18 protein-coding genes are annotated in these 20,092 nt (G+C 71.6%); 13 read left to right on the top strand and 5 right to left on the bottom strand.

Annotated elements, in window-relative coordinates; genetic code table 11:
- The first annotated feature begins 48 nt into the window (after positions 1 to 48).
- From AN215_RS10955 to AN215_RS10925, 7 genes are all read left to right on the top strand, one after another.
- A complete protein-coding gene (locus AN215_RS10955; protein WP_070012821.1) occupies positions 49 to 867 on the top strand; it encodes an aldose epimerase family protein in 819 nt (272 codons plus the stop codon).
- Positions 868 to 900: 33 nt separating this feature from the next.
- A complete protein-coding gene (pyrE, locus tag AN215_RS10950; RefSeq protein ID WP_070012822.1) occupies positions 901 to 1,437 on the top strand; it encodes an orotate phosphoribosyltransferase in 537 nt (178 codons plus the stop codon).
- Between the two features lie 225 nt (positions 1,438 to 1,662).
- Positions 1,663 to 2,685 carry a class II fructose-bisphosphate aldolase gene (gene fbaA, locus AN215_RS10945; RefSeq protein ID WP_070012823.1) on the top strand — a complete coding sequence of 341 codons (1,023 nt, stop codon included), beginning with the start codon at positions 1,663 to 1,665 and terminating at the stop codon, positions 2,683 to 2,685.
- A 240-nt stretch (positions 2,686 to 2,925) separates the two neighbouring features.
- A complete protein-coding gene (locus tag AN215_RS10940) occupies positions 2,926 to 3,339 on the top strand; it encodes a DUF3151 domain-containing protein (protein ID WP_070012824.1) in 414 nt (137 codons plus the stop codon).
- A gap of 199 nt (positions 3,340 to 3,538) precedes the next feature.
- Positions 3,539 to 4,405, top strand: coding sequence for a tryptophan 2,3-dioxygenase family protein (locus AN215_RS10935; RefSeq protein WP_070012825.1), 867 nt, complete (start codon positions 3,539 to 3,541; stop codon positions 4,403 to 4,405).
- Positions 4,398 to 5,822, top strand: coding sequence for a kynureninase (locus tag AN215_RS10930; RefSeq protein WP_070012826.1), 1,425 nt, complete (start codon positions 4,398 to 4,400; stop codon positions 5,820 to 5,822). Before AN215_RS10935 ends, AN215_RS10930 begins: the two co-directional genes overlap by 8 nt.
- On the top strand, positions 5,819 to 6,670 hold the full coding sequence (locus AN215_RS10925) for an alpha/beta hydrolase family protein (protein ID WP_070012827.1): 852 nt from the start codon (positions 5,819 to 5,821) through the stop codon (positions 6,668 to 6,670). Before AN215_RS10930 ends, AN215_RS10925 begins: the two co-directional genes overlap by 4 nt.
- A 48-nt stretch (positions 6,671 to 6,718) precedes the next feature.
- On the opposite strand, the gene AN215_RS10920 is transcribed toward AN215_RS10925, so the two are convergent.
- The gene (locus tag AN215_RS10920; RefSeq protein WP_070012828.1) at positions 6,719 to 7,159 is read right to left on the bottom strand and encodes a cupin domain-containing protein; all 441 of its coding nucleotides are present in this window, start codon (positions 7,157 to 7,159) and stop codon (positions 6,719 to 6,721) included.
- A gap of 126 nt (positions 7,160 to 7,285) precedes the next feature.
- Positions 7,286 to 8,569 (bottom strand): adenylosuccinate synthase, encoded by a 1,284-nt coding sequence (locus AN215_RS10915; protein ID WP_070012829.1) that lies wholly within the window; start codon positions 8,567 to 8,569, stop codon positions 7,286 to 7,288.
- A gap of 150 nt (positions 8,570 to 8,719) precedes the next feature.
- Between AN215_RS10915 and AN215_RS10910 the strand changes: the two genes are divergently transcribed.
- Positions 8,720 to 9,616, top strand: coding sequence for a hypothetical protein (locus AN215_RS10910; protein ID WP_070012830.1), 897 nt, complete (start codon positions 8,720 to 8,722; stop codon positions 9,614 to 9,616).
- Here the strand turns inward: AN215_RS10910 and AN215_RS10905 are convergent.
- On the bottom strand, positions 9,600 to 10,154 hold the full coding sequence (locus tag AN215_RS10905) for a GbsR/MarR family transcriptional regulator (RefSeq protein ID WP_070012831.1): 555 nt from the start codon (positions 10,152 to 10,154) through the stop codon (positions 9,600 to 9,602). The genes AN215_RS10910 and AN215_RS10905 overlap by 17 nt on opposite strands.
- A 92-nt stretch (positions 10,155 to 10,246) precedes the next feature.
- Between AN215_RS10905 and AN215_RS10900 the strand changes: the two genes are divergently transcribed.
- Entirely contained in the window at positions 10,247 to 11,179 is a 933-nt protein-coding gene (locus AN215_RS10900) for an ABC transporter ATP-binding protein (protein WP_070012832.1), read from the top strand.
- Positions 11,179 to 12,852, top strand: a complete 1,674-nt coding sequence (locus AN215_RS10895; protein WP_070012833.1) for an ABC transporter permease — start codon at positions 11,179 to 11,181, stop codon at positions 12,850 to 12,852. The genes AN215_RS10900 and AN215_RS10895 overlap by 1 nt, the downstream gene beginning before the upstream one ends.
- Positions 12,853 to 12,912: 60 nt before the next feature.
- On the opposite strand, the gene AN215_RS10890 is transcribed toward AN215_RS10895, so the two are convergent.
- Both AN215_RS10890 and AN215_RS10885 read right to left on the bottom strand, forming a co-directional pair.
- Entirely contained in the window at positions 12,913 to 14,820 is a 1,908-nt protein-coding gene (locus AN215_RS10890; protein ID WP_070012834.1) for a protein kinase domain-containing protein, read from the bottom strand.
- Positions 14,821 to 14,992: 172 nt separating this feature from the next.
- Entirely contained in the window at positions 14,993 to 16,927 is a 1,935-nt protein-coding gene (locus AN215_RS10885; RefSeq protein ID WP_070012835.1) for a protein kinase domain-containing protein, read from the bottom strand.
- A gap of 223 nt (positions 16,928 to 17,150) precedes the next feature.
- Between AN215_RS10885 and AN215_RS10880 the strand changes: the two genes are divergently transcribed.
- The 3 genes from AN215_RS10880 to AN215_RS10870 all read left to right on the top strand — a co-directional run bounded on the left by AN215_RS10880 (position 17,151) and on the right by AN215_RS10870 (position 20,091).
- Entirely contained in the window at positions 17,151 to 17,837 is a 687-nt protein-coding gene (locus AN215_RS10880) for a DUF4956 domain-containing protein (RefSeq protein WP_070012836.1), read from the top strand.
- Between the two features lie 194 nt (positions 17,838 to 18,031).
- Positions 18,032 to 19,435, top strand: a complete 1,404-nt coding sequence (locus AN215_RS10875) for an aspartate aminotransferase family protein (RefSeq protein ID WP_070012837.1) — start codon at positions 18,032 to 18,034, stop codon at positions 19,433 to 19,435.
- A complete protein-coding gene (locus AN215_RS10870) occupies positions 19,435 to 20,091 on the top strand; it encodes a GntR family transcriptional regulator (RefSeq protein ID WP_070012838.1) in 657 nt (218 codons plus the stop codon). The genes AN215_RS10875 and AN215_RS10870 overlap by 1 nt, the downstream gene beginning before the upstream one ends.
- The last annotated feature ends 1 nt before the right edge of the window (position 20,092 follow it).

Here is a 20,092-nt window from a genome sequence, read left to right as displayed (position 1 = left end):
CGGCCGGGTCGCGCTCTGCCGGGAAGTGCCGAGGTTTAGGGTCGCGTCATGACTGACACCGCCACCACTGACGCCGACGTCACGCTCCGCGCCGGAAACGCCGAGCTGACCGTCGAACCCCACCGGGGCTGCCGTATCGCCTCGCTGAAGGTCAGCGGTACGGAACTGCTCCGGCAGGGCAACAGGTACGGCGCGTTCGTCATGGTGCCCTGGTGCGGCCGTACGGACCAGGGCCGGTTCCGCAGCGGCGGCGAGCTGTACCAACTCCCCCTGGACAGCGGTCCGCACGCGATCCACGGCACCGTACGCGACGGGGCGTGGAGCACCCTGCGGCACGACGAACGCTCGGCGGCCTTCACCTACGAACTGAGCGACCCCTGGCCGTGGGAGGGCCGGGTGACGCAGATCGTCGAGCTCGACGAGGCCGGCGAGGGGCTCACTCTCACCCTCGGCATCGAGGCGGCCGACGCCAGCTTCCCGGCCCAGGCCGGCTGGCATCCCTGGTTCCTGCGCAACCTCGGCGGACGCAGCGGCGACGTACGCATCGACTTCGACCCGGAGTGGCAGGAGGAGCGCGGGGTCGACCACCTCCCCACGGGCAAGCGGATCGCGCCCCGTCCCGGTCCCTGGGACGACTGCTTCGGCATGCCGCAGGGCGTCGACGTCACCCTGACCTGGCCGGGAGCTCTGGAGATGAAGGTCGCCAGCCGTGCCGAGTGGGTCGTCGTCTACGACGAGCAGCCGGACGCCGTGTGCGTGGAGCCGCAGACGGGCCCGCCCAACGGCCTCAACTCGCACCCGCACCTGGTCACGCCGATCCAGCCGCTGGAGATCTCCACGGCCTGGACGTGGCGGCCCCTCTCTTAGAGCCTCCGCACGGGCCCGCATAGGCTCCGGGCCATGAGCACTGCAGACGCGCTGCTGCGGCAGATCAAGGAAAAGGCCGTCGTGCACGGCAAGGTCACCCTGTCCTCCGGGCAGGAGGCGGACTTCTACATCGACCTGCGCCGCATCACCCTCGACGGCGAGGCCGCGCCGCTCGCGGGCCAGGTCATGCTGGACCTCACCGACGGTCTCGACTTCGACGCCGTCGGCGGCCTGACGCTCGGAGCCGACCCGGTCGCCTCGTCGATGCTGCACGCGGCGGCCGCCAGGGGCCGCAGGCTGGACGCGTTCGTCGTACGGAAGGCGGGCAAGGCCCACGGCCTGCAGCGACGCATCGAAGGGCCGGACATCGCGGGGCGGCGCGTACTGATCGTCGAGGACACCTCCACGACGGGCAACTCGCCGCTCACCGCCGTGGAGGCGGCGAGGGAGGCCGGTGCGGAGGTCGTGGCGGTGGCCACCATCGTGGAGCGCGGCGCGGCGCGGGCCGTCGAGCAGGCGGGCGTGAGGTACCTGCACGCGTACGACCTGGGGGATCTCGGCCTGGCGTGAGGGAGCCGGAGCGGACCCGTCGCGGCGGAGCCGCAGCGCGTCCTCCTGTGGCTCGTGCTGTGACCGGGCACCCGGGTGCGTCTGGGAGGATGGGGGTGACGATGACGTCGTTCCGTTGAATCCGCAGATTTCCGCCGGCCCGGTCCGGGACCCGGCGGTGATCCGGATCCGGACTCCGCAGCAGAGCCGACACGCGAGCCCATACGCACCCCAAGGAGCGGACAGATGCCCATCGCGACCCCCGAGGTCTACAACGAGATGTTCGACCGGGCGAAGGCGGGCAAGTTCGCCTACCCCGCCATCAACGTCACCTCGACGCAGACCCTGCACGCGGCCCTCCGCGGCTTCGCGGAGGCGGAGAGCGACGGCATCGTCCAGATCTCCACGGGCGGTGCGGAGTTCCTCGGCGGGCAGTACAGCAAGGACATGGTGAGCGGCGCGGTCGCGCTGGCCGAGTTCGCGCACATCGTCGCGAAGAAGTACCCGGTGAACATCGCCCTGCACACCGACCACTGCCCGAAGGACAAGCTCGACGGGTATGTGCGTCCGCTGCTCGCGGTCTCCAAGGAGCGCGTGGACGCCGGCCAGAACCCGCTCTTCCAGTCCCACATGTGGGACGGCTCCGCCGAGACGCTCAAGGACAACCTGGACATCGGCGAGGAGCTGCTGGCCCAGGCCACCGCCGCGAAGATCATCCTCGAGGTCGAGATCACCCCGACCGGCGGCGAGGAGGACGGCGTCAGCCACGAGATCAACGACGAGCTGTACACGACCGTCGACGACGCGCTGCGCACCGCCGAGGCCCTCGGCCTGGGCGAGAAGGGCCGCTACCTGCTGGCCGCCTCGTTCGGCAACGTGCACGGCGTCTACAAGCCGGGCAACGTCGTGCTCCGTCCCGAGCTGCTGAAGGACCTGCAGGAGGGCGTCGCCGCGAAGTCCGGCAAGCAGAACCCGTTCGACTTCGTCTTCCACGGCGGCTCCGGCTCCACGGACACGGAGATCGCCACGGCGCTGGAGAACGGCGTCGTGAAGATGAACCTGGACACCGACACCCAGTACGCCTTCTCGCGCCCCGTCGCGGACCACATGTTCCGCAACTACGACGGCGTGCTGAAGGTCGACGGCGAGGTCGGCAACAAGAAGACCTACGACCCGCGCAGCTGGGGCAAGGCCGCCGAGAAGGGCATGGCCGAGCGTGTGCAGCAGGCGTGCGCGAACCTGCGCTCGACCGGCACCCGGCTGAAGTAGGAACCGGAGCCCTGAGGCCCCGCCCGGGCCCGCCGGACCCCGCGTCCGGCGGGCCCGGGCAGGGGGCAGGGCCCGTCGCGTCCGCCGAGGAGGACCGGCCGTTCCGGCGGCCGGTCCTCCCGCGCTGTGTGCGTCCGGCGGCGCATGCGGAGTGCGCGCACCGGGAGTTCCCGCTTCACGCTTGCGGCGGGTCCGCGCACCCGCGACCGTGTCCCGTACCGACAAGGCAGACTGGAAAGCATGAGCATTCACGAGAATCTGCTCGGGGGCCCGCCCCCGACCCACCTGCCCGACGACCCCGGGCCGCGCGAGCTGCTCGCCTCCGGGGCGGCACCCGCAGAGGTGGCCGCGGAGTACCCCACGTCCTCACTGGCGTGGGCACTGCTCGCGGACGACGCCTTCGAGGCAGGGCGGGTCGTCGAGTCCTACGCGTACGCGCGCACGGGCTACCACCGCGGCCTCGACTCGCTGCGCCGCAACGGCTGGAAGGGCCACGGGCCCGTGCCGTTCGAACACGAGCCGAACCGCGGCTTCCTGCGCGCGCTGCACGCCCTCGCGCGCGCAGCCGAGGCGATCGGGGAGCACGAGGAGTACGAGCGCTGCTCGACGTTCCTCAAGGAGAGCTCACCGACCGCGGCGGCGACTCTGTCGTAACCGGACGGCGGGCGAGGCCCGGCCGGGGCATATGACGTGGGCGCTGACCAGCTGCTCTTGTCCCGGCGGGCCGCCTCCCCGATGATGAGTGACAGGTCCGTACGCCCGGAGTGCCGGGGGCGGGCCTGAGGGGACCGGGGCTCTTGCCGATGAAGAGAAGGAGCGGACCGCTACCCGGACACCACGTTGAGGAGAAGCGATGTCGCACGACGTCGAGGACCCCGCGGCCGGTATCGAGGCCCCCCATCTGGATTTCGAAGGCACCACCCCCTACGAGGACTACGTACAGGCCGACGTCCTCACCCACCTCCAGCACCCGCTCTCCGAAGATCCCGGCGAGATGGTCTTCCTCGTCACCACACAGGTCATGGAGCTGTGGTTCACCGTCATCGTGCACGAGTGGGAGACGGCCGCGAAGTCGCTGCGGCAGGACGACCTTCCGGGCGCGCTGGCGGCTCTGAAGCGCTCCACGTACGAACTGCAGTCGCTGAACGCGTCCTGGGAGCCGCTGGCCCATCTGACGCCTGCCCAGTTCAACTCCTACCGCTCCGCGCTCGGGGACGGCTCCGGCTTCCAGTCCGCGATGTACCGGCGGATGGAGTTCCTGCTCGGCGAGAAGTCCGCGTCGATGCTCGTACCGCACCGCGGAGCGCCGCGCGTGCACGACGAGTTGGAGAAGGCGCTGCACGAACCGAGCCTCTACGACGAGGTGTTGCGGTATCTCGCGCGGCGGGGCGAGGCGGTGCCGCAGGAGGTGCTGACCAGGGACGTCTCCCAGTTGTACCGGCCGAACCCCGAGGTGGAGGCCGTGTGGGCCGGCGCGTACGCGCGGCCGGCGGCGGGAGCCGGCGGCGGCACCGGGGAGAGCGACGTCGTACGGCTCGGTGAGGCGCTGACCGAAGTCGCCGAGCTGGTGTGGCGCTGGCGCAACGACCATCTCGTGGCCACGCGGCGCGCGATGGGCTCGAAGGTCGGTACGGGCGGCTCGGCCGGCGTGGCATGGCTTGAGAAGCGCGCCGCGAAGAACGTCTTCCCGGAGCTGTGGACGGCGCGCAGCCATGTCTGAGGCGGCGGGAGTACGGGCCGACGCGAGCACCGCCGATCCCGGCCCCGGTTCCACCGCCGCCGACGACGCGGGCGCACTCACAGCCGACGAGCTCGACGCACGCGACGAACTCGCGCAAAGGCGTGGGGACTTCGTCCTGGACGGCACCGTCTATCTCGACGGCAACTCCCTGGGCGCCCTGCCCCGTTCCGTGCCCGCACGCATCGCCGATGTTGTGGAGCGCGAGTGGGGGCGGCTGCGCATCCGCTCCTGGAACGAGTCCGGCTGGTGGAGCGCGCCGGAGCGGATCGGCGACCGCGTCGCGGGGCTGGTGGGCGCCGGTGAGGGGCAGATCGTGGTCGGGGACTCGACCAGCGTCAACGTCTTCAAGGCACTGGTGGGCGCGGTGCGCCTCGCCCGCGAGGAGCACGGTTACGGTTCCGGTGACGGGGGCGGTCGCGGGGCCGGACGGGACGAGATCCTGGTGGATGCCGCCACGTTCCCCACCGACGGTTACATCGCCCGCTCCGCCGCGCGGATGACCGGAGCCACGGTGCGCGCCGTGCCGGTCGCCGGGATGGCCGCGGCGGCGGGCCCGTCCACGGCGGCGGTGCTCGTCAACCATGTCGACTACCGCACGGGTGAGTTGCACGACCTGGCGGCGCTCACCTCCGCGGTGCACCGCGCCGGGGGCCGCGTCGTGTGGGACGTCTGCCACAGCGCGGGGGCGCTGCCCGTCGAACTCGACGCCGCGGGTGCGGACTTCGCAGTCGGCTGCACGTACAAGTACCTCAACGGCGGCCCGGGCTCGCCCGCGTTCCTGTACGTACGGCGCGAGTTGCAGCACCGCTTCGACACGCCGCTGCCCGGCTGGACCTCGCACGCCGACCCCTTCGCGATGTCGGACGCCTACGAGCCGGGCGACGGTGCGGTACGCGGACGTGTGGGCACCCCGGACATCCTCTCCATGCTCGCGCTGGAGGAGGCGCTCAAGGTCTGGGACGGCGTCGATGTGGCGGCAGTCCGCGCCAAGAGCCTCGCCCTGACGGACTTCTTCCTGCGGCAGGTGCGCGCGTACGTACCCGGGGGGCGGGCCGGACGCCTCCGTCTGCGCTCGCTCACGCCGGAGGCACACCAGCGCAGGGGCAGCCAGATCTCCCTGCTGTGCGAGGACGTGGCGGACGCGGACGGGCCGGACGGGCGGGAGGACGCCGCCGGGGCTCGCCGGGGCGACGTCGCGGAGGACGTGATGAACGAGCTGCACGCGCGGGGCGTCGTCGGCGACCACCGCCGTCCCGGCGTGCTGCGTTTCGGATTCACCCCGCTCTACACGTCGTTCGCCGACACCGGCCGCGCGGCGAGGACACTGGCGGACGTCGTACTCGAACGAGGCGGTGAGGTGGGCAGCCGACCGCGACGGGGAACGGGGGAACGGTGAACGGGGCAACCGGGAACGGGGAGACCGGAAGCGGGGGAACGGGGAACGAGGCGGAGAAGAACGCGCTGCTGGGCCTGCCGCCCGTACCGCCGGAGAGAACCGTCCCCTACGGTGAACACCCCTCCCAGGTCGTCGACTTGTACGGAGTCGGCGCGCCGGGCCCGCGCATCACTGTCCTGCACGGCGGCTACTGGCGTGAGGCGTACGACCGCACACACCTGACCCCCTTCGCCGCCGCCCTGGCGGAACGGGGCATGACCGTCGAGCTCGTGGAGTACCGGCGCGTGGGCGGCGGTGGCGGATGGCCGGTGACGGCACAGGACGTCGACGCCGCACTCGGCCTTCTCGGGCCTCCGGACGTGCTGCTGGGGCACTCGGCGGGCGGCCAACTGGCCCTGTGGGCAGCGGGTTCGGCGGGTGCGGCGTGTTCATCGGGTTCGGCGGGTGCGCCGGGTACGTCGGGTTCGGGGGGCTCGGAGCCCTTCGGCGCCGCCCCGGGCCGGGACCGTGCGGCGGACCGCGTCGTGGCCGTCGCCCCCGTCGCCGATCTCGAACGGGCCTGCCGGCTCCGGCTCAGCGCGGACGCCGTACGCGAATTCCTGGGCGGCGACGTGCAGTCGGGCGGATTCGCTGAGCGGATGGCGGAGGCCGACCCGATGCGGGTGCCGCCGCGCGTACCGGTGGAGATCCTCCACGGCACGGCGGACGAGGTGGTCCCGCTGGAGCTGTCCCGCCGCTACGCGGGCGACTGGGGCGCCCGCCTCAACCTGCTGACCGGAGCCGGCCACTACGCGGCCTTCACGCCGGGCACGCCCGCCTTCGGCGTACTCGTCGACGCGCTGGGCTGAGCGGCGCCCACCCGACCCCGAGGGCCGGGCTGGGCCGGACCGGGCCGCTCAGGGCAGCATGCGGAAGTCGGCGAAGTCGAAGCCCGGCGAGACGATGCAGCTGACCAGCGTCTCCCCGTCCCGGTCCACGGGCCGTGCCCGCTGCCACACCCCTGGCGGCACGACCGCCTGGGGCAGCTGGCCGCTCGCGACGTCCGGGCCGAGCGTGAGCGTCGTCGGCTCGTCACCCGGAGCCTCGCCGTCGCCGCCGAGCTGCAGACTCAGCGGCGCCCCGGAATGCCACAGCCAGATCTCCGCGGAACGCACGGCGTGCCAGCGTGACTCGTCACCGGGCCCCAGCAGGAAGTAGATCGCGGTGGCGGAGGCCCGTTCCCCGTCGTACCCGTCGGGGTGCATCGCGACGTCGCTGCGCCAGGTCTCCCTGAACCAGCCGCCCTCCGGGTGCGGTTGGAGGCCGAGTTCGCCGATGAGCGTGGAGTGGTCTGCCATGGGGACATCATCGGCTCGGCCGCGTGCCGTGCACCAGCCCGCCCCGTCCCGTGTGCGCCCGGCCGCACCGGCCGGGCGCACACGTACCGCTCGCTTCCGCGCCCGGGCGCCGGGCACCGGCAGCGCTCAGAGGAACGAGTTGATCTGGATGGTCTCGTCGCGGCCCGGGCCGACTCCGATCGCGGACACGGGGGCGCCGGACATCTCCTCGACGGCCTTGACGTATCCCTGCGCGTTCTTCGGGAGGTCGGAGAAGGACTTGGCCTTGGTGATGTCCTCCGACCAGCCCGGCAGGTACTCGTATACCGGTGTGGCGTGGTGGAAGTCACTCTGGCTGAAGGGGAGTTCGTCGATGCGCTCGCCGTCGATCTCGTAGCCGACGCAGACGGGGATGCGCTCCCAGCCCGTCAGTACGTCGAGCTTGGTGAGGAAGAAGTCGGTGAGGCCGTTGACGCGGGTCGCGTAGCGGGCGATGACCGCGTCGAACCAGCCGCAGCGGCGGTCGCGGCCCGTCGTGACGCCCCGCTCACCGCCGATCTCGCGCAGCGCCTCACCGTCGGCGTCCAGCAGCTCGGTGGGGAAGGGGCCGGCGCCCACGCGGGTCGTGTACGCCTTGAGGATGCCGATGACGCGGCTGATCCTCGTCGGCCCGACGCCCGATCCCGTACAGGCGCCGCCCGCGGTGGGGTTGGAGGAGGTGACGAAGGGATACGTGCCGTGGTCGACGTCGAGCAGCGTGCCCTGCCCGCCCTCGAAGAGGACGACCTTCCCCTCGTCCACGGCGTTGTTGAGGATCAGAGTCGTGTCGGCGACGTAGCCGCGCAGCGCGTCCGCGTAGCCGAGGAGTTCTTCGACGATCTGCTCGGTGCGTACGGCGCGGCGGTTGTAGAGCTTGGCGAGCACCTGGTTCTTGAAGTCGAGGGCGGCCTCGACCTTCTGCGTCAGGATCGACTCGTCGAACAGGTCCTGGACGCGGATGCCCACCCGGTTGATCTTGTCCGCGTACGCGGGGCCGATGCCGCGCCCGGTGGTCCCGATCTTCCGCTTGCCGAGGAACCGTTCCGTCACCTTGTCGACCTCCGTGTGGTACGGGGTGATCAGGTGCGCGTTACCGCTGATGAGAAGGCCGGAGGTGTCGACGCCGCGCTCGTTCAGGCCGCTCAGCTCGGAGAGCAGGACCGACGGGTCGACGACGACGCCGTTGCCGATGACGGGCACACAGCCCGGCGAGAGGATGCCGGAGGGGAGAAGGTGCAGCGCGTACTTCTGGTCGCCGACGACGACCGTGTGGCCGGCGTTGTTGCCGCCCTGGTAGCGCACCACGTAATCCACCGAACCGCCGAGCAGGTCGGTGGCCTTCCCTTTGCCCTCGTCACCCCACTGAGCACCGAGCAGCACGAGTGCGGGCACAGGCGTACACCCCTTCCGGGCGGGGCATGTCCCACGTGCGTGGCGAGTGCCATCGCAGAGCCGCGGACCGGTGCCCCAGATAGCGGAAGCCCCTAGTCGCAACAGCGACAGGGGCTCTTGCACCGAGAGGTTACCTGAGAGAGGAACAAGGTGTCGGCTCCAGACCCCACGGGGACCTCGCAGCTCTCGCTGCTCCTGGTCATCGACCCCGCCGCGAAGCTGTGGGACGGGGAATCCGTGCGCATCGCGCGGGACGTGCTGTGCGCGGGCGCGGCGGCGGTGAAGGTGTGCCTTCCCGAGAGCCCGGAGGAGGCCGAGCGGGCGCTGGCCCGCCGTGGCAGTCGCCGCCCCGTGGTGGTGGGCGACGACAGGGCGCTGCTGAGAGCCGTCCGACTGCTCCACCGCGAGCGGGCGTTGGACGATGCGGTGCTCTCGGTCGTCCCCGTCGGCGCGGAGGACGCCGTGGCTCTGACGTGTGGTCTGGGTGTCCCGGCGGACGCGGTCTCGGCCGCCCGCACGGTGCTCGACGGTGTCGAACAGCGGCTGGGGCTGCTGATAGACGACAGCGGCGGAGTGGTGCTGGGCGGCATCCGCATCCCGGGGCAGCAGGGCAGGGGTGAGGCCCAGGGCCGCGCCGGGGCGCTGAAGGCGAAGGCGGCGCTTTCGCTTGCCCGGCGCACGCGGGTCCCCGCGCAGCGGCTGCGGGTCGAGGCGGACGGCGAGCTGCTGGCGGACCTCGACCGGCCGGTGACGGAGGTCTGGGTCACCTCGCCGGACAAGGGCCCTCGTTCCTCGCGCGCGGGAGACCTCGGCCGTCGCTTCGGCAGGGAGTCCGAGGGTCCGGGTGAGGGCGCGCACAGCCTGGCGCAGGTGACCGTACGGCCCGAAGGCGCGGACCGTTCGGGCCTGGTGCGGGCGCGGGCGAAGGCTGTGACGGTGTCGGGGCCCGACTTCAGCTACCGGGCGGACGCGCTGGTCGGCGGGCCGGTACGGGTACGGACGTGGACGGCGCTCGCGGGGGCGTGGAGCCTCACTCTTCCTGCTTGAGCGCGGCGTGCTGGGCGCGCCAGCGGGTCAGCATGGCCGACAACTCGCCCTGGAGGAACTCCAGAAGGTCGTGGGTCTCCCGTATGCGGCGCCCCGCCGGGGTGTCCGGGCCCAGGCTCTGCTCGCCCGAGCGCAGAGTGCTCGTCCAGCGGGTGATGATCTGGTCGCGGTCCAGCAGGGCCTCGTACCAGACGTTCTCGTGGACGCGGTAGAGCTCGCGGCGGGAGCCCGGTTCGCGCTCGCGGCTGACCATGTGGACCTGGGAGAGATAGCGGACCGCGCCGGAGACGGCCGCCGCGCTGATGCGCAGCCGTTCGGCGAGCTGTGCCGAGCTGAGCGAGCCGTCGTCGGAGGCGAGCAGGCAGGCGAAGACGCGGGAGGCCATGCGCTGCATGCCGGCCTCAGTCATGTCGGCGGCGAAGCGCTCGACGAAGGCGGAGGCGGTCTCGTCGTAGTGGCGCAGCTCCCGGGCCTCCTGCGAATCCTCCTGCTGCTCGCCGCCGTGCTCGGACGTGCGTCGTGATCTCTCTTCGGGCACCGTTTCAGCTTCTCCCTGCTCAGCTCGGATGCGGTCGATCCTAACGCTTCCTTAACTTCACAAATTTATGAAGCAAGCGTAGCTTCCTGTCCATGGACACGGACACACCCGCCACCGCGATCTCGGTATCCGGTCTCGTGAAGACCTTCGGCCGGGTACGCGCACTCGACGGCCTCGATCTCGACGTACGGACCGGCGAGGTGCACGGCTTCCTCGGGCCCAACGGAGCCGGGAAGTCGACTGCCATCCGCGTACTCCTCGGCCTGCTGCGCGCCGACGCCGGCACCGCGCGGCTGCTGGGCCACGACCCGTGGGACGAGGCCGTCACCCTGCACCGCCGCCTCGCCTACGTGCCCGGCGACGTCGAGCTGTGGCCCGGCCTCACCGGCGGCGAGGCGATCGACCTGCTCGCCCGCCTCAGGGGCGGGCTCGACGCCGCACGCCGCGACGAGCTGATCGAGCGCTTCGATCTCGACCCTACGAAGAAGGGGCGGACCTACTCCAAGGGCAACCGGCAGAAGGTCGCCATCGTCGCCGCGCTCGCCTCCGACGCCGAACTGCTGCTGCTCGACGAACCCACCGCGGGACTCGACCCGCTGATGGAGGTCGTCTTCCAGGACGTCATCTTCCAGGCCAAGGCCGCGGGGAAGACGGTGCTGCTCAGCAGCCACATCCTCGCCCAGGTGGAGAAGCTGTGCGACCGGGTGAGCATCATCCGGCTGGGCAAGATCGTCCAGTCCGGGACGCTCAGCGACATGCGCCATCTGACGCGCACGACGATCGAGGCCGAGACCGAGCGGCCCGTGACGGCTCTGGAGACGCTGCCGGGCGTGCACGACGTACACACGGACAAGGGACGGGTGCACTTCGCCGTCGACGGCGAGCACCTCGACGAGGCGGTACGGCACCTCAGCAGCGTCGGCATCCGCAGCCTCACCAGCCACCCGCCGACCCTCGAAGAGCTGATGCTGCGTCACTACGGCGACGAGCTGGCCGCCCTGAACGGCAACGGGGGAGCAGCCTGATGAGCGCCGGCACCGCCACCCCCACCACCCCCGCCGCACGGACACCCGCGGCGAAGCGCCACGGCGGCGGCCGCCTGCTGGCCGGCACGGGAACGCTCATCCGCTTCGCGCTGCGCCGCGACCGCGTCCGGATTCCCGTGTGGATCGCCGCCCTGCTGCTGGCGCACCTGTCGACCCTCAGCGAACTCACCGGCCTCTACGGCGACGCCGCCACCCGTGCCTCCCTCGCGAAGACGATGGACAGCCCGGCCGGGCTCGCCATGACCGGCCCCCGCCACTACCTCGACGGCGGCTACGGGACGGGCGCGATGCTGAGCCACCAAGTGCTCGGTTTCTACGGCGTCCTGGTCGCGCTGATGAGCGTCCTGATCGTCGTACGGCACACCCGCGCCGAGGAGGAGACCGGCCGGGCCGAGCTGCTGCGTGCGACGGTCGTGGGCCGCCACGCGGCGCTGACGGCCGCGCTCGCCGTCGCTCTCATCACCAACCTGGTGCTCGCCGCGCTGCTGGCCGCGGGCCTCGGCGGATCGGGCACCGACGGCCTGACCTGGCAGGGCTCGCTGCTCTACGGAGCGGTCTTCGGCGGCCTCGGCCTGCTCTTCGCCGCGGTCGCGGCGGTCACCGTGCAGATCAGCGAGCACGCGCGGGGCGCCTCCGGCACGGCGGTCGCCGTGATCGGACTCGCGTACGTGCTGCGCGCGGCCGGCGACGTCGGTGACGGCACGCTCTCGTGGGCGTCTCCGATCGGGTGGGCGCAGCGCAGCTATCCGTTCGTGGACGACCTGTGGTGGCCCCTGCTGCTGATGACCGGCTTCACCGCCGTGACGGGCGGCGTCGCGTACGTGCTCAGCGGGCGCCGCGACGTGGGAGCGGGCCTGCGCCGTCCGCGGCCCGGGCGGCGTACGGCCTCCGGGGTGCTCGTGCGGCCGTTCGGCTTCGCGCTGCGGCTGCACCGCGGCATGCTGGCCGGATTCTGCTTCGGGGTGCTGCTGCTGGGGTCGATGTACGGGTCGATCCTCGGCGACGTCGACGACATGCTGAAGAACGTCGACGTGGTGGACGAGGCGCTCGCGCAGGCCGGCGGCCGCGACTTCGTGGAGTCCTTCGCCTCCGTCGTAATGATCGTCAATGCGGTGGTGGCGGCCGTGTACGTGGTGATCGCCTCGCTGCGTACCCGCGCGGAGGAGAGCGCCGGACGGGCCGAGTCGCTGCTGTCGACCGGGCTCTCCCGGGTGCGCTGGATGTGGAGCCACCTGGCCGTGGCGCTGCTGGGCGGCACGGCGACGTTGCTGCTGGCGGGGCTCGGCTTCGGCCTCACGGGGGCCGCCTCCACGGGCGACGGCGGCCTGGTGCTGTCGCTGACCGGGGCGGCGCTGGCCTACGCACCCGCGCTCTGGGTCACGGCCGGTGTGGCGGCACTGCTCTTCGGCTGGCTGCCGAAGGCCACGGCGGCGGCGTGGATCGTGCCCGTCTACGCGTTCCTCGTCGGCTACCTGGGGCAGATCCTGCGGTTCCCCGGCTGGATGAACAACATCTCGCCCTTCGGCCACGTGCCGCAGCTGCCGGCCGCCGAGATGGACTGGACGCCGGTGGCGGTGCTCACCGCGGTCGCGGCAGCGCTGCTCGCGGCGGGGCTGGCGGGCTTCCGGCGGCGGGACCTGGAGACGAAATAGCAGTCCCCGGGCGTGGGCCGGGGTGTCCGGCCTGGTGGGATCAGTGGGCGACGGGAGCCCTCACTCCACGCGCTCGTACGTGAACGACTTGACGGTTCCCTCGGCGAAGCCGCGTACGAGAGCCCCGTTCTCGACGCTCAGTGTCGCGGATGGGCCGGTGACGCACGCGCCGGAGGAGGCCGCGCGGTCGAGGCGGGGCGGGCCCAGCCGTACGGGTTCGTCCCGTCCGCCGACGGAGACCACGTCGGCCTTCGCCTCGCAGTGCTCGTCAGGGGCCTCGGAGACCATGCCGACCGACATGCTGCCGGGCTCCACCTGCTCGACGGTCATCCGCTGGGTGCCGCCGCCCGCCAACTGCCGCTGCCAGACGCCGAGATACTCCTCGGGCAGCTTCTCGGGCCCGGTGATGCGGCGGAGCGTGGCGTTGCGGCCCGCGGCCTCCCACTTCAGCGTCGAGCCGGAGGCTTTGGTGAGCTTGTGCGATCCCAGGGCCGAACACCTGCCCGCGGGGACGCTCTTGACGACCTTGGTGTCCAGCTCGACCGAGTCGCCGGCCGCGACGAGCTTTCCGTCGCTCTTGCACTCGTAGTCGGTGCCGAGGCTGACGCTGTTGGCGACGACCTCGTTGATCTTGCCGTGTGTGACGACGAACCGCCGGTACTGGCCGGTGGGTTCGCCGTCCCTGGTCACCTCGCCGCCCCACGTGCCGACGTAACTCTCGGGGATGTCGGAGGACTCGCTGTTGCTGCCGCCCTCCTCCGGGCCGAGCAGGGGGAGTTCGGCGCCGGACGCGGCGAAGGCGACGCCCGCCACGGCGACCGCCGCCAGGAGGCCGATCGTGGTCCGCTTGCCCGGGCCCCGCGCCGGACGCGGAGCAGGTGCGGACGGCTGCCCGGCCTCTCCCGGCTCTCCCGGCTGCGGCGAAGCCGCGGAGTGCTCCGCTGACGGCCGGGGAAGCGCCGAGGTCAGCTGCTCGTCGGCCTTCCCGCCCGGGTTGCCGTCGGGCTTGCCGTCGCCGAGGGCGTCCGGCGGCCCGGAACCCGAGGGCGGCGTGTCCGTGTCCAGCAGCTGCACGGCGTGCCGGCCCAGTTCGGCGATCAGCGTCGTGGGCAGCCACGGCGCGGAGGCCGTACCGGTGGAGATGGGCTGCACGCCGGCGATGACGTCTTCGGGCGCGGGCCGCTCCGCCGGGTCCTTGGCCAGGCACGACGCGATGAGCCCGCGCAGCGGCTCCTCGATCCCTTCGAGATCGGGCTCCTCGGCGGCGATGCGGAACATCACGGCGTGCATGCCGCCGCCCTCACTCCCGAAGGGCCTGCGCCCGGTCGCGGCGTACGCGAGCACCGAGCCCATGCAGAAGACGTCGCTGGCCGGAGTGACCTGCTGGGCGCGGATCTGCTCGGGCGACATGTAGCTGGGGGAGCCGACGACGACTCCGGTGCCGGTCATCGTCGATTCGGGAAGGGCGTCCAGGGCGCGGACGATGCCGAAGTCGATGACGCGCGGGCCGTCGATGGTCACGAGGACGTTGGACGGCTTGAGGTCGCGGTGGACGACCCCGGCGCCGTGGATGTCGAGGAGGGCGCTGGAGAGTCCGTACGCCAGCGTGCGGATGGTGTTCTCGGGGAGGGGGTCCTCGCCCGCGGCGGTCCGGCCGGCGACGACCTGTTCGAGGGAGGGGCCGGCGATGTAGCCGGTGGCGACCCACGGGTTCTCGGCCTCGGTGTCCGCGTCCAGAACGGGTGCGGTCCAGCGCGCCCCCACGCGCCGGGCGGCCTCCACCTCCAGCCGGAAACGCGAGCGGAACTCCTTCTCGGCGGCCAGCTCCGCCTTGATCAGCTTCACGGCGACCGTACGTCCGCCCTCGGACCGGGCCAGGTAGACACGGCCCATGCCGCCGGCGCCGAGCCGGCTCAACAGCCGGTAACGGCCGATGGATTGCGGGTCGTCCGCCGCCAGCTCCGCCATCTCATCCCCCCACGTCGATATTCGGCCATGCGTGCGCTGGAACCCTCTCACTCTCGGTCACGAAGGTCACAGCCGGGCTGCCAACGCGTCCCCGTTTGATTGTCGCCCGGCGGTCCCTTCCGCCGGTGTCACAGGTCGGTTGCCGCGAAAGCGGTGAGTTGCCGCGAAACGGTCAGCTGCCGCGTCCGGAGAGGCGTTCGTCCTGCATGGAGGTGAGCCGTGAGACGAGGACCATGGCGAGGATCGAGGCCGGAATGCCGAAGAAATCCATGAACATGGCGATCGCGACGCTTTCCTCCGCGTTCGAGATGCTGCTCTGGTCATACCAACTGTCCCAGTTGGCCGAGAAGAAGCACAGGTAGATGAGCCAGAAGATCCACCAGGTGTTGACGAGGCCACGCCGGACCGGCGGACGCTGCCCGTAGCCGTACCAGTCCGGCACGGCCGTGTTGCTCGCCGACCAGACGTCGTTCATGACCTGCTTGGGCATGAAGAGATTGCACACCGGGATGAACCAGGAGCCGACGGCCATCGCCGACGAGTAGCGGATGCCGCCCGGCGAGAACGACTCGGCGTTGACCCGCACCCGCCAGAACCACGTGCACCACAGCACGATCACGGTGACGCCCAGCAGGAAGCCGATGACCTCGACGGCGATCGTGGCCCCCTGCAGCCCGCCGAAGCCGTCGATGCTCTCGACGGAGGTGTAGAGCACGCCCGCGTCGAGGGCGCCGATCACGACTATGTCCACGATCAACGCGATGACGCCGACGAGCAGATGGAGGCTCATCAGCACCGTGAAGGACTGCGAGAGCTTGCGTGGCGAGCGTGCGCGCTGCGGCGGCTGCGCCGGGCGGCGGCCGACCGGGGGCCCGTGTCCGGGACCAGGACCAGGACCGGGACCGGGACCGGGACCCGGGCCAGGACCGGGGCCGGGCCCGTGCGCGGGTGCGGGACCGTGCGCCGGCCCCTGCCCCGGGAACCCCGGCTGCCACGGCGAGGGCTGCCGGGGCGGCGTCGAGTACGGGGAGTTCGCGGGCGGACCGTACAGGCCGGCCGGCGGGGGCGTGGACGGCGCGGAGTTCGCGGGCGGCGGCGTGGAGGGCGCCGACGGCGGGGACGGCGTCGACGGCGGGGATGGCGTGCCGGAAGGCGCCGCGGCCGGAGCCGAGGCGGCCGCGGACCTCGGCATCTCGGCGCTCTCCGGGTCCTCGCTGTCCAGGAGCTGTACGGCGTGCCGTCCCAGCTGCGCGAGCACCTCGCCCGGCAGCCAGGTGCCCTTGAGCTCGCCCTCCGTGTGCTGCAGCAGCATCTCCAGCGTGGGCCGCTCTTCGGGCTTCTTGGCGAGGCAGGCCGCGACGATGTCGAGCAACGGGCCGTCCAGGCCGGACAGTTCCGGGTCCTCCTCCGCGATACGGAAGAGCAGCGCGTGCACCCCGCTGTCGGCGGTGCCGAACGGCATCCGTCCCGTCGCCGCGTAGGCGAGCACCGCGCCGAGGCAGAAGATGTCGCTGGCGGCCGTGGTCTGCAGCCCCCGCACCTGCTCGGGCGACATGAAGCCCGGCGAGCCGACGAGCGCTCCCGTACGGGTCAGTCCGCCCGCAGACTGGACCGCGGAGTCCAGGGCACGTGCGATGCCGAAGTCGATGACGCGCGGACCGTCGATGGTGATGAGGACGTTGGAGGGCTTCAGGTCGCGGTGGACCAGCCCGGCCCGGTGGATGTCGTGCAGCGCGCGGACCAGGCCGGAGGCGAGCGCCGTCACCGACGCCGCCGGAAGCGGCCCGAACTGTTCGTCGACGACCTCGGAGAGGGACGGCCCGGCGATGTAGCCGGTGGCCACCCACGGCGTGGCCGCCTCGGTGTCCGCGTCCAGCACGGGTGCCGTCCAGTCGCCGCCCACCTTGCGGGCGGCGGTGATCTCCAGCGCGAAACGGCGGCGGAAGTCGGGCTGCCGCGCCAGTTCGTCCTGCACGGCCTTCACCGCGACCGTGCGGCCGCGGCTGGAACGGGCCAGGTACACCCGGCCCATGCCCCCCTCACCCAGCCTGCCGAGCAGCCGGTAGTCGCCGATCCAGTGCGGGTCACCGGCGCTGAGCCGCTTCATTCGCCTACCTCTTCCCCCCGGGTGATTCGACTGCAACGAGAATAAGGTGGCGGGCCGCGTGCGTTGGGCTGAGCCCCGGATCCGATCCGATAACGCGTTCGCCGGTGGCTCGGGGGCGTACCGAAGGGGCATCAATTGAGATGACAAGCTCTCAATTCGCCCTTATTGGTGGGGTGAAGACGGTGGAGATCCTTCTGTTCGCCGCTTCCCTTATTTTCCCGGCATGGACGTGATCTGCCAGATCCTCTCCCATTTCGCCCTCGACCTCACGGCCGTGTGCGTGCTGACTTTCGCCGTCTACTATCCACGCCACCGGCGAAGGGATCTGATCCCCGGCTATCTCGCTCTGAACGTCTCGGTCTTCGCGCTCGCCGCCTCTCTCGGCCGCAGCGGCGACAAGGGCGGTATCGCGCTGGGGTTCGGTCTGATCGGAGTCCTGTCGATCGTCGGGCTGCGGTCGGAGTCCATGCAGAGCGAGGAGATCGCGTACTACTTCACGAACCTCGTCCTCGGCCTCATCTCCGGCCTGCCGAACGTGAGTCTCCTGCTCGCGGGCGTCCTGTGCGCGCTGCCGCTCGCGGTGGTCTATCTCGCGGGCCACCCACGGCTGTTCGCCCACACGCACCGGGCACTCGTCACCGTGGACGAGGCGGTCACCGAACCGGAGGCGATCGAGGCCTTCGTGAGGGAACGCCTCGGGGAGCCGCTCTCCTGGAAGATCCAGGAGGTGGACTACGGGCGTGATCTCACCGTCGTGGACGTGCGTTACCGGCGTACGGACACCGCCGGACGCAGCCGGCGGCGGAGGGTGCGCACGATCGTGCGGCAGCGGCGGCCCCGCCACACTCCGCGGCACTCGCCTCGGGGCGCTCCCCGTGAAGCCCCCGGGGAGACCATGCACTCGCCGTGACGGCGAGGCCGGCGCCGTGACGGCGAAAGCGGCCGCCGTGAGAGCGGAACCTGGCGGTCCGCAGTGGAACAACCCAGGACAGAGCGGTACAGCGGTGTTGATCGCCCTGCTGGGGCAGGCTCTAGGGTTTGCGGACACGCCCTAGGCTGTGGGCCGTCCCACCCGGCGCCTTCCCCGAGCTGAGGAGCCACCACGTGAGCACAGGTACGAACCCGTCGACTTCTGCCGCAGGCCCTGCGGTATCCGTTCCCGACCCGGCCGCGGGTCAGGCCGTACGGGCGGCGGACCGCGCGCACGTCTTCCACTCCTGGTCCGCGCAGGGGCTGATCGAGCCGCTGCCCGTCGCAGGCGGCGAGGGCTCGTACTTCTGGGACTACGACGGCAACCGCTACCTCGACTTCTCCTCGCAGCTGGTCAACACCAACATCGGTCACCAGCACCCCAAGGTCGTCGCCGCCATCCAGGAGCAGGCGGCCCGCATGTGCACCATGGCGCCCGGATTCGCCGTGGACGTACGGGCGGAGGCCGCGCGGCTCGTCGCCGAGCGCACCCCCGGAGACCTCGACAAGATCTTCTGGACGAACGGCGGCGCGGAGGCCGTCGAGAACGCCGTCCGCATGGCGAAGCTGCACACCGGCCGCCCCAAGGTCATGAGCACCTACCGCTCGTACCACGGGCACACGGCAGCCGCGATCCACATCACCGGCGAACCGCGCCGCTGGGCCAACGACACGGGCGCCGCCGGCGCCGTGCACTTCTTCGGCCCGCATCTGTACCGCTCGCACTTCTACGCCGAGACCCAGGAGCAGGAATCGGCCCGGGCCCTGGCCCACCTCGAGCAGACCATCGCCTACGAGGGGCCGGGCACCATCGCCGCCGTCATCCTGGAGACCGTCCCCGGCACCGCGGGCGTCCTCGTGCCGCCGCCCGGCTACCTCGCGGGCGTCCGCGAGATCTGCGACCGGTACGGCATCGTCTTCATCCTCGACGAGGTGATGGCCGGTTTCGGGCGTACGGGCGCGTGGTTCGCCGCCGACCACTTCGGCGTCACCCCGGACCTGATCACCTTCGCCAAGGGCGTCAACTCCGGCTACGTGCCGCTGGGCGGAGTCGCCATCTCGGCGGAGATCGCCGCGACCTTCGACCAGCGTCCGTACCCGGGCGGACTCACCTACTCCGGGCATCCGCTGGCGTGCGGCTCCGCCGTGGCGACGATCAACGCCATGGCGGAGGAGGGCATCGTCGCCAACGCGGCGCAGATCGGTGAGAACGTCATCGGGCCGGCCCTGCGGGAGATCGCCGACCGCCACCCGTCGGTCGGCGAGGTGCGCGGCATGGGCGTCTTCTGGGCGCTGGACCTCGTACGGGACGAGGAGACCCGCGAGCCGCTCGTCCCGTACAACGCGACGGGCGCGGCCAACGCGCCGATGGCCGAGTTCGCCGCCGCCTGCAAGCGCGGCGGACTGTGGCCGTTCGTGAACATGAACCGCACCCACGTCGTGCCGCCTTGCACCATCAGCGAGGCGGAGGTCAAGGAGGGGCTGGCCGTCCTCGACGAGGCGCTCGGCGCCGCGGACGCCCACACGACCGCCGGGTGATGATCAAGCGAAGTACCTTGCGGGCACAGGTCGCCGGCGCTCTGCGTGACGAGATCCTGGCCGGGAGGCTGCCCGCGGGCAGCCACTTCACGGTCAAGGAGATCGCCGAGCAGTACGGGGTGTCGGCCACGCCCGTGCGCGAGGCGCTGGTCGATCTGGCCGCGCAGGGGCTGCTGGACGTGGAGCAGCACCGGGGCTTCCGCGTCCACGAGTTCACCATCGACGACTACCGGTCGATGGTGAAGGCCCGGATGGTGGTCCTGGACGGCCTCTTCCACGGCTACTTCTCCGAGGAGGGACCGGTGCCGGTGCTCGCTCTGGACGCGGCCGTGCTCGCGTCCGTACGCCGCCGGGCGGAGGCCGCGGTACGCGCCGCCCACGCGGGCGACCTCGACGTGCTCATCGGCTACGACCTGCGCTACTGGCGGGAGTTGAGCGAGGTCATAGGCAACCGCTACATCTGCGACTTCCTCGACCGGCTCCGCGTCCAGTGCTGGGTCTACAGCGTGCCCTTCCTGCGCAAGGAGCACGAGATGGCGAAGCGGCTGTGGTCGGGGCACCGGGTGCTGGTGGACGCGGTGGAGCGTGAGGACGCACAGGCGACGCGTCAGATCATGGACGGTTACCACCGTCATTCGCTGGCACTCGCGGAGTGAA

This window comes from Streptomyces abyssalis (assembly GCF_001751365.1).
In the GTDB taxonomy this organism is placed as follows: domain Bacteria; phylum Actinomycetota; class Actinomycetes; order Streptomycetales; family Streptomycetaceae; genus Streptomyces; species Streptomyces abyssalis.
This window is presented reverse-complemented; position numbering and strand designations above follow the sequence as displayed.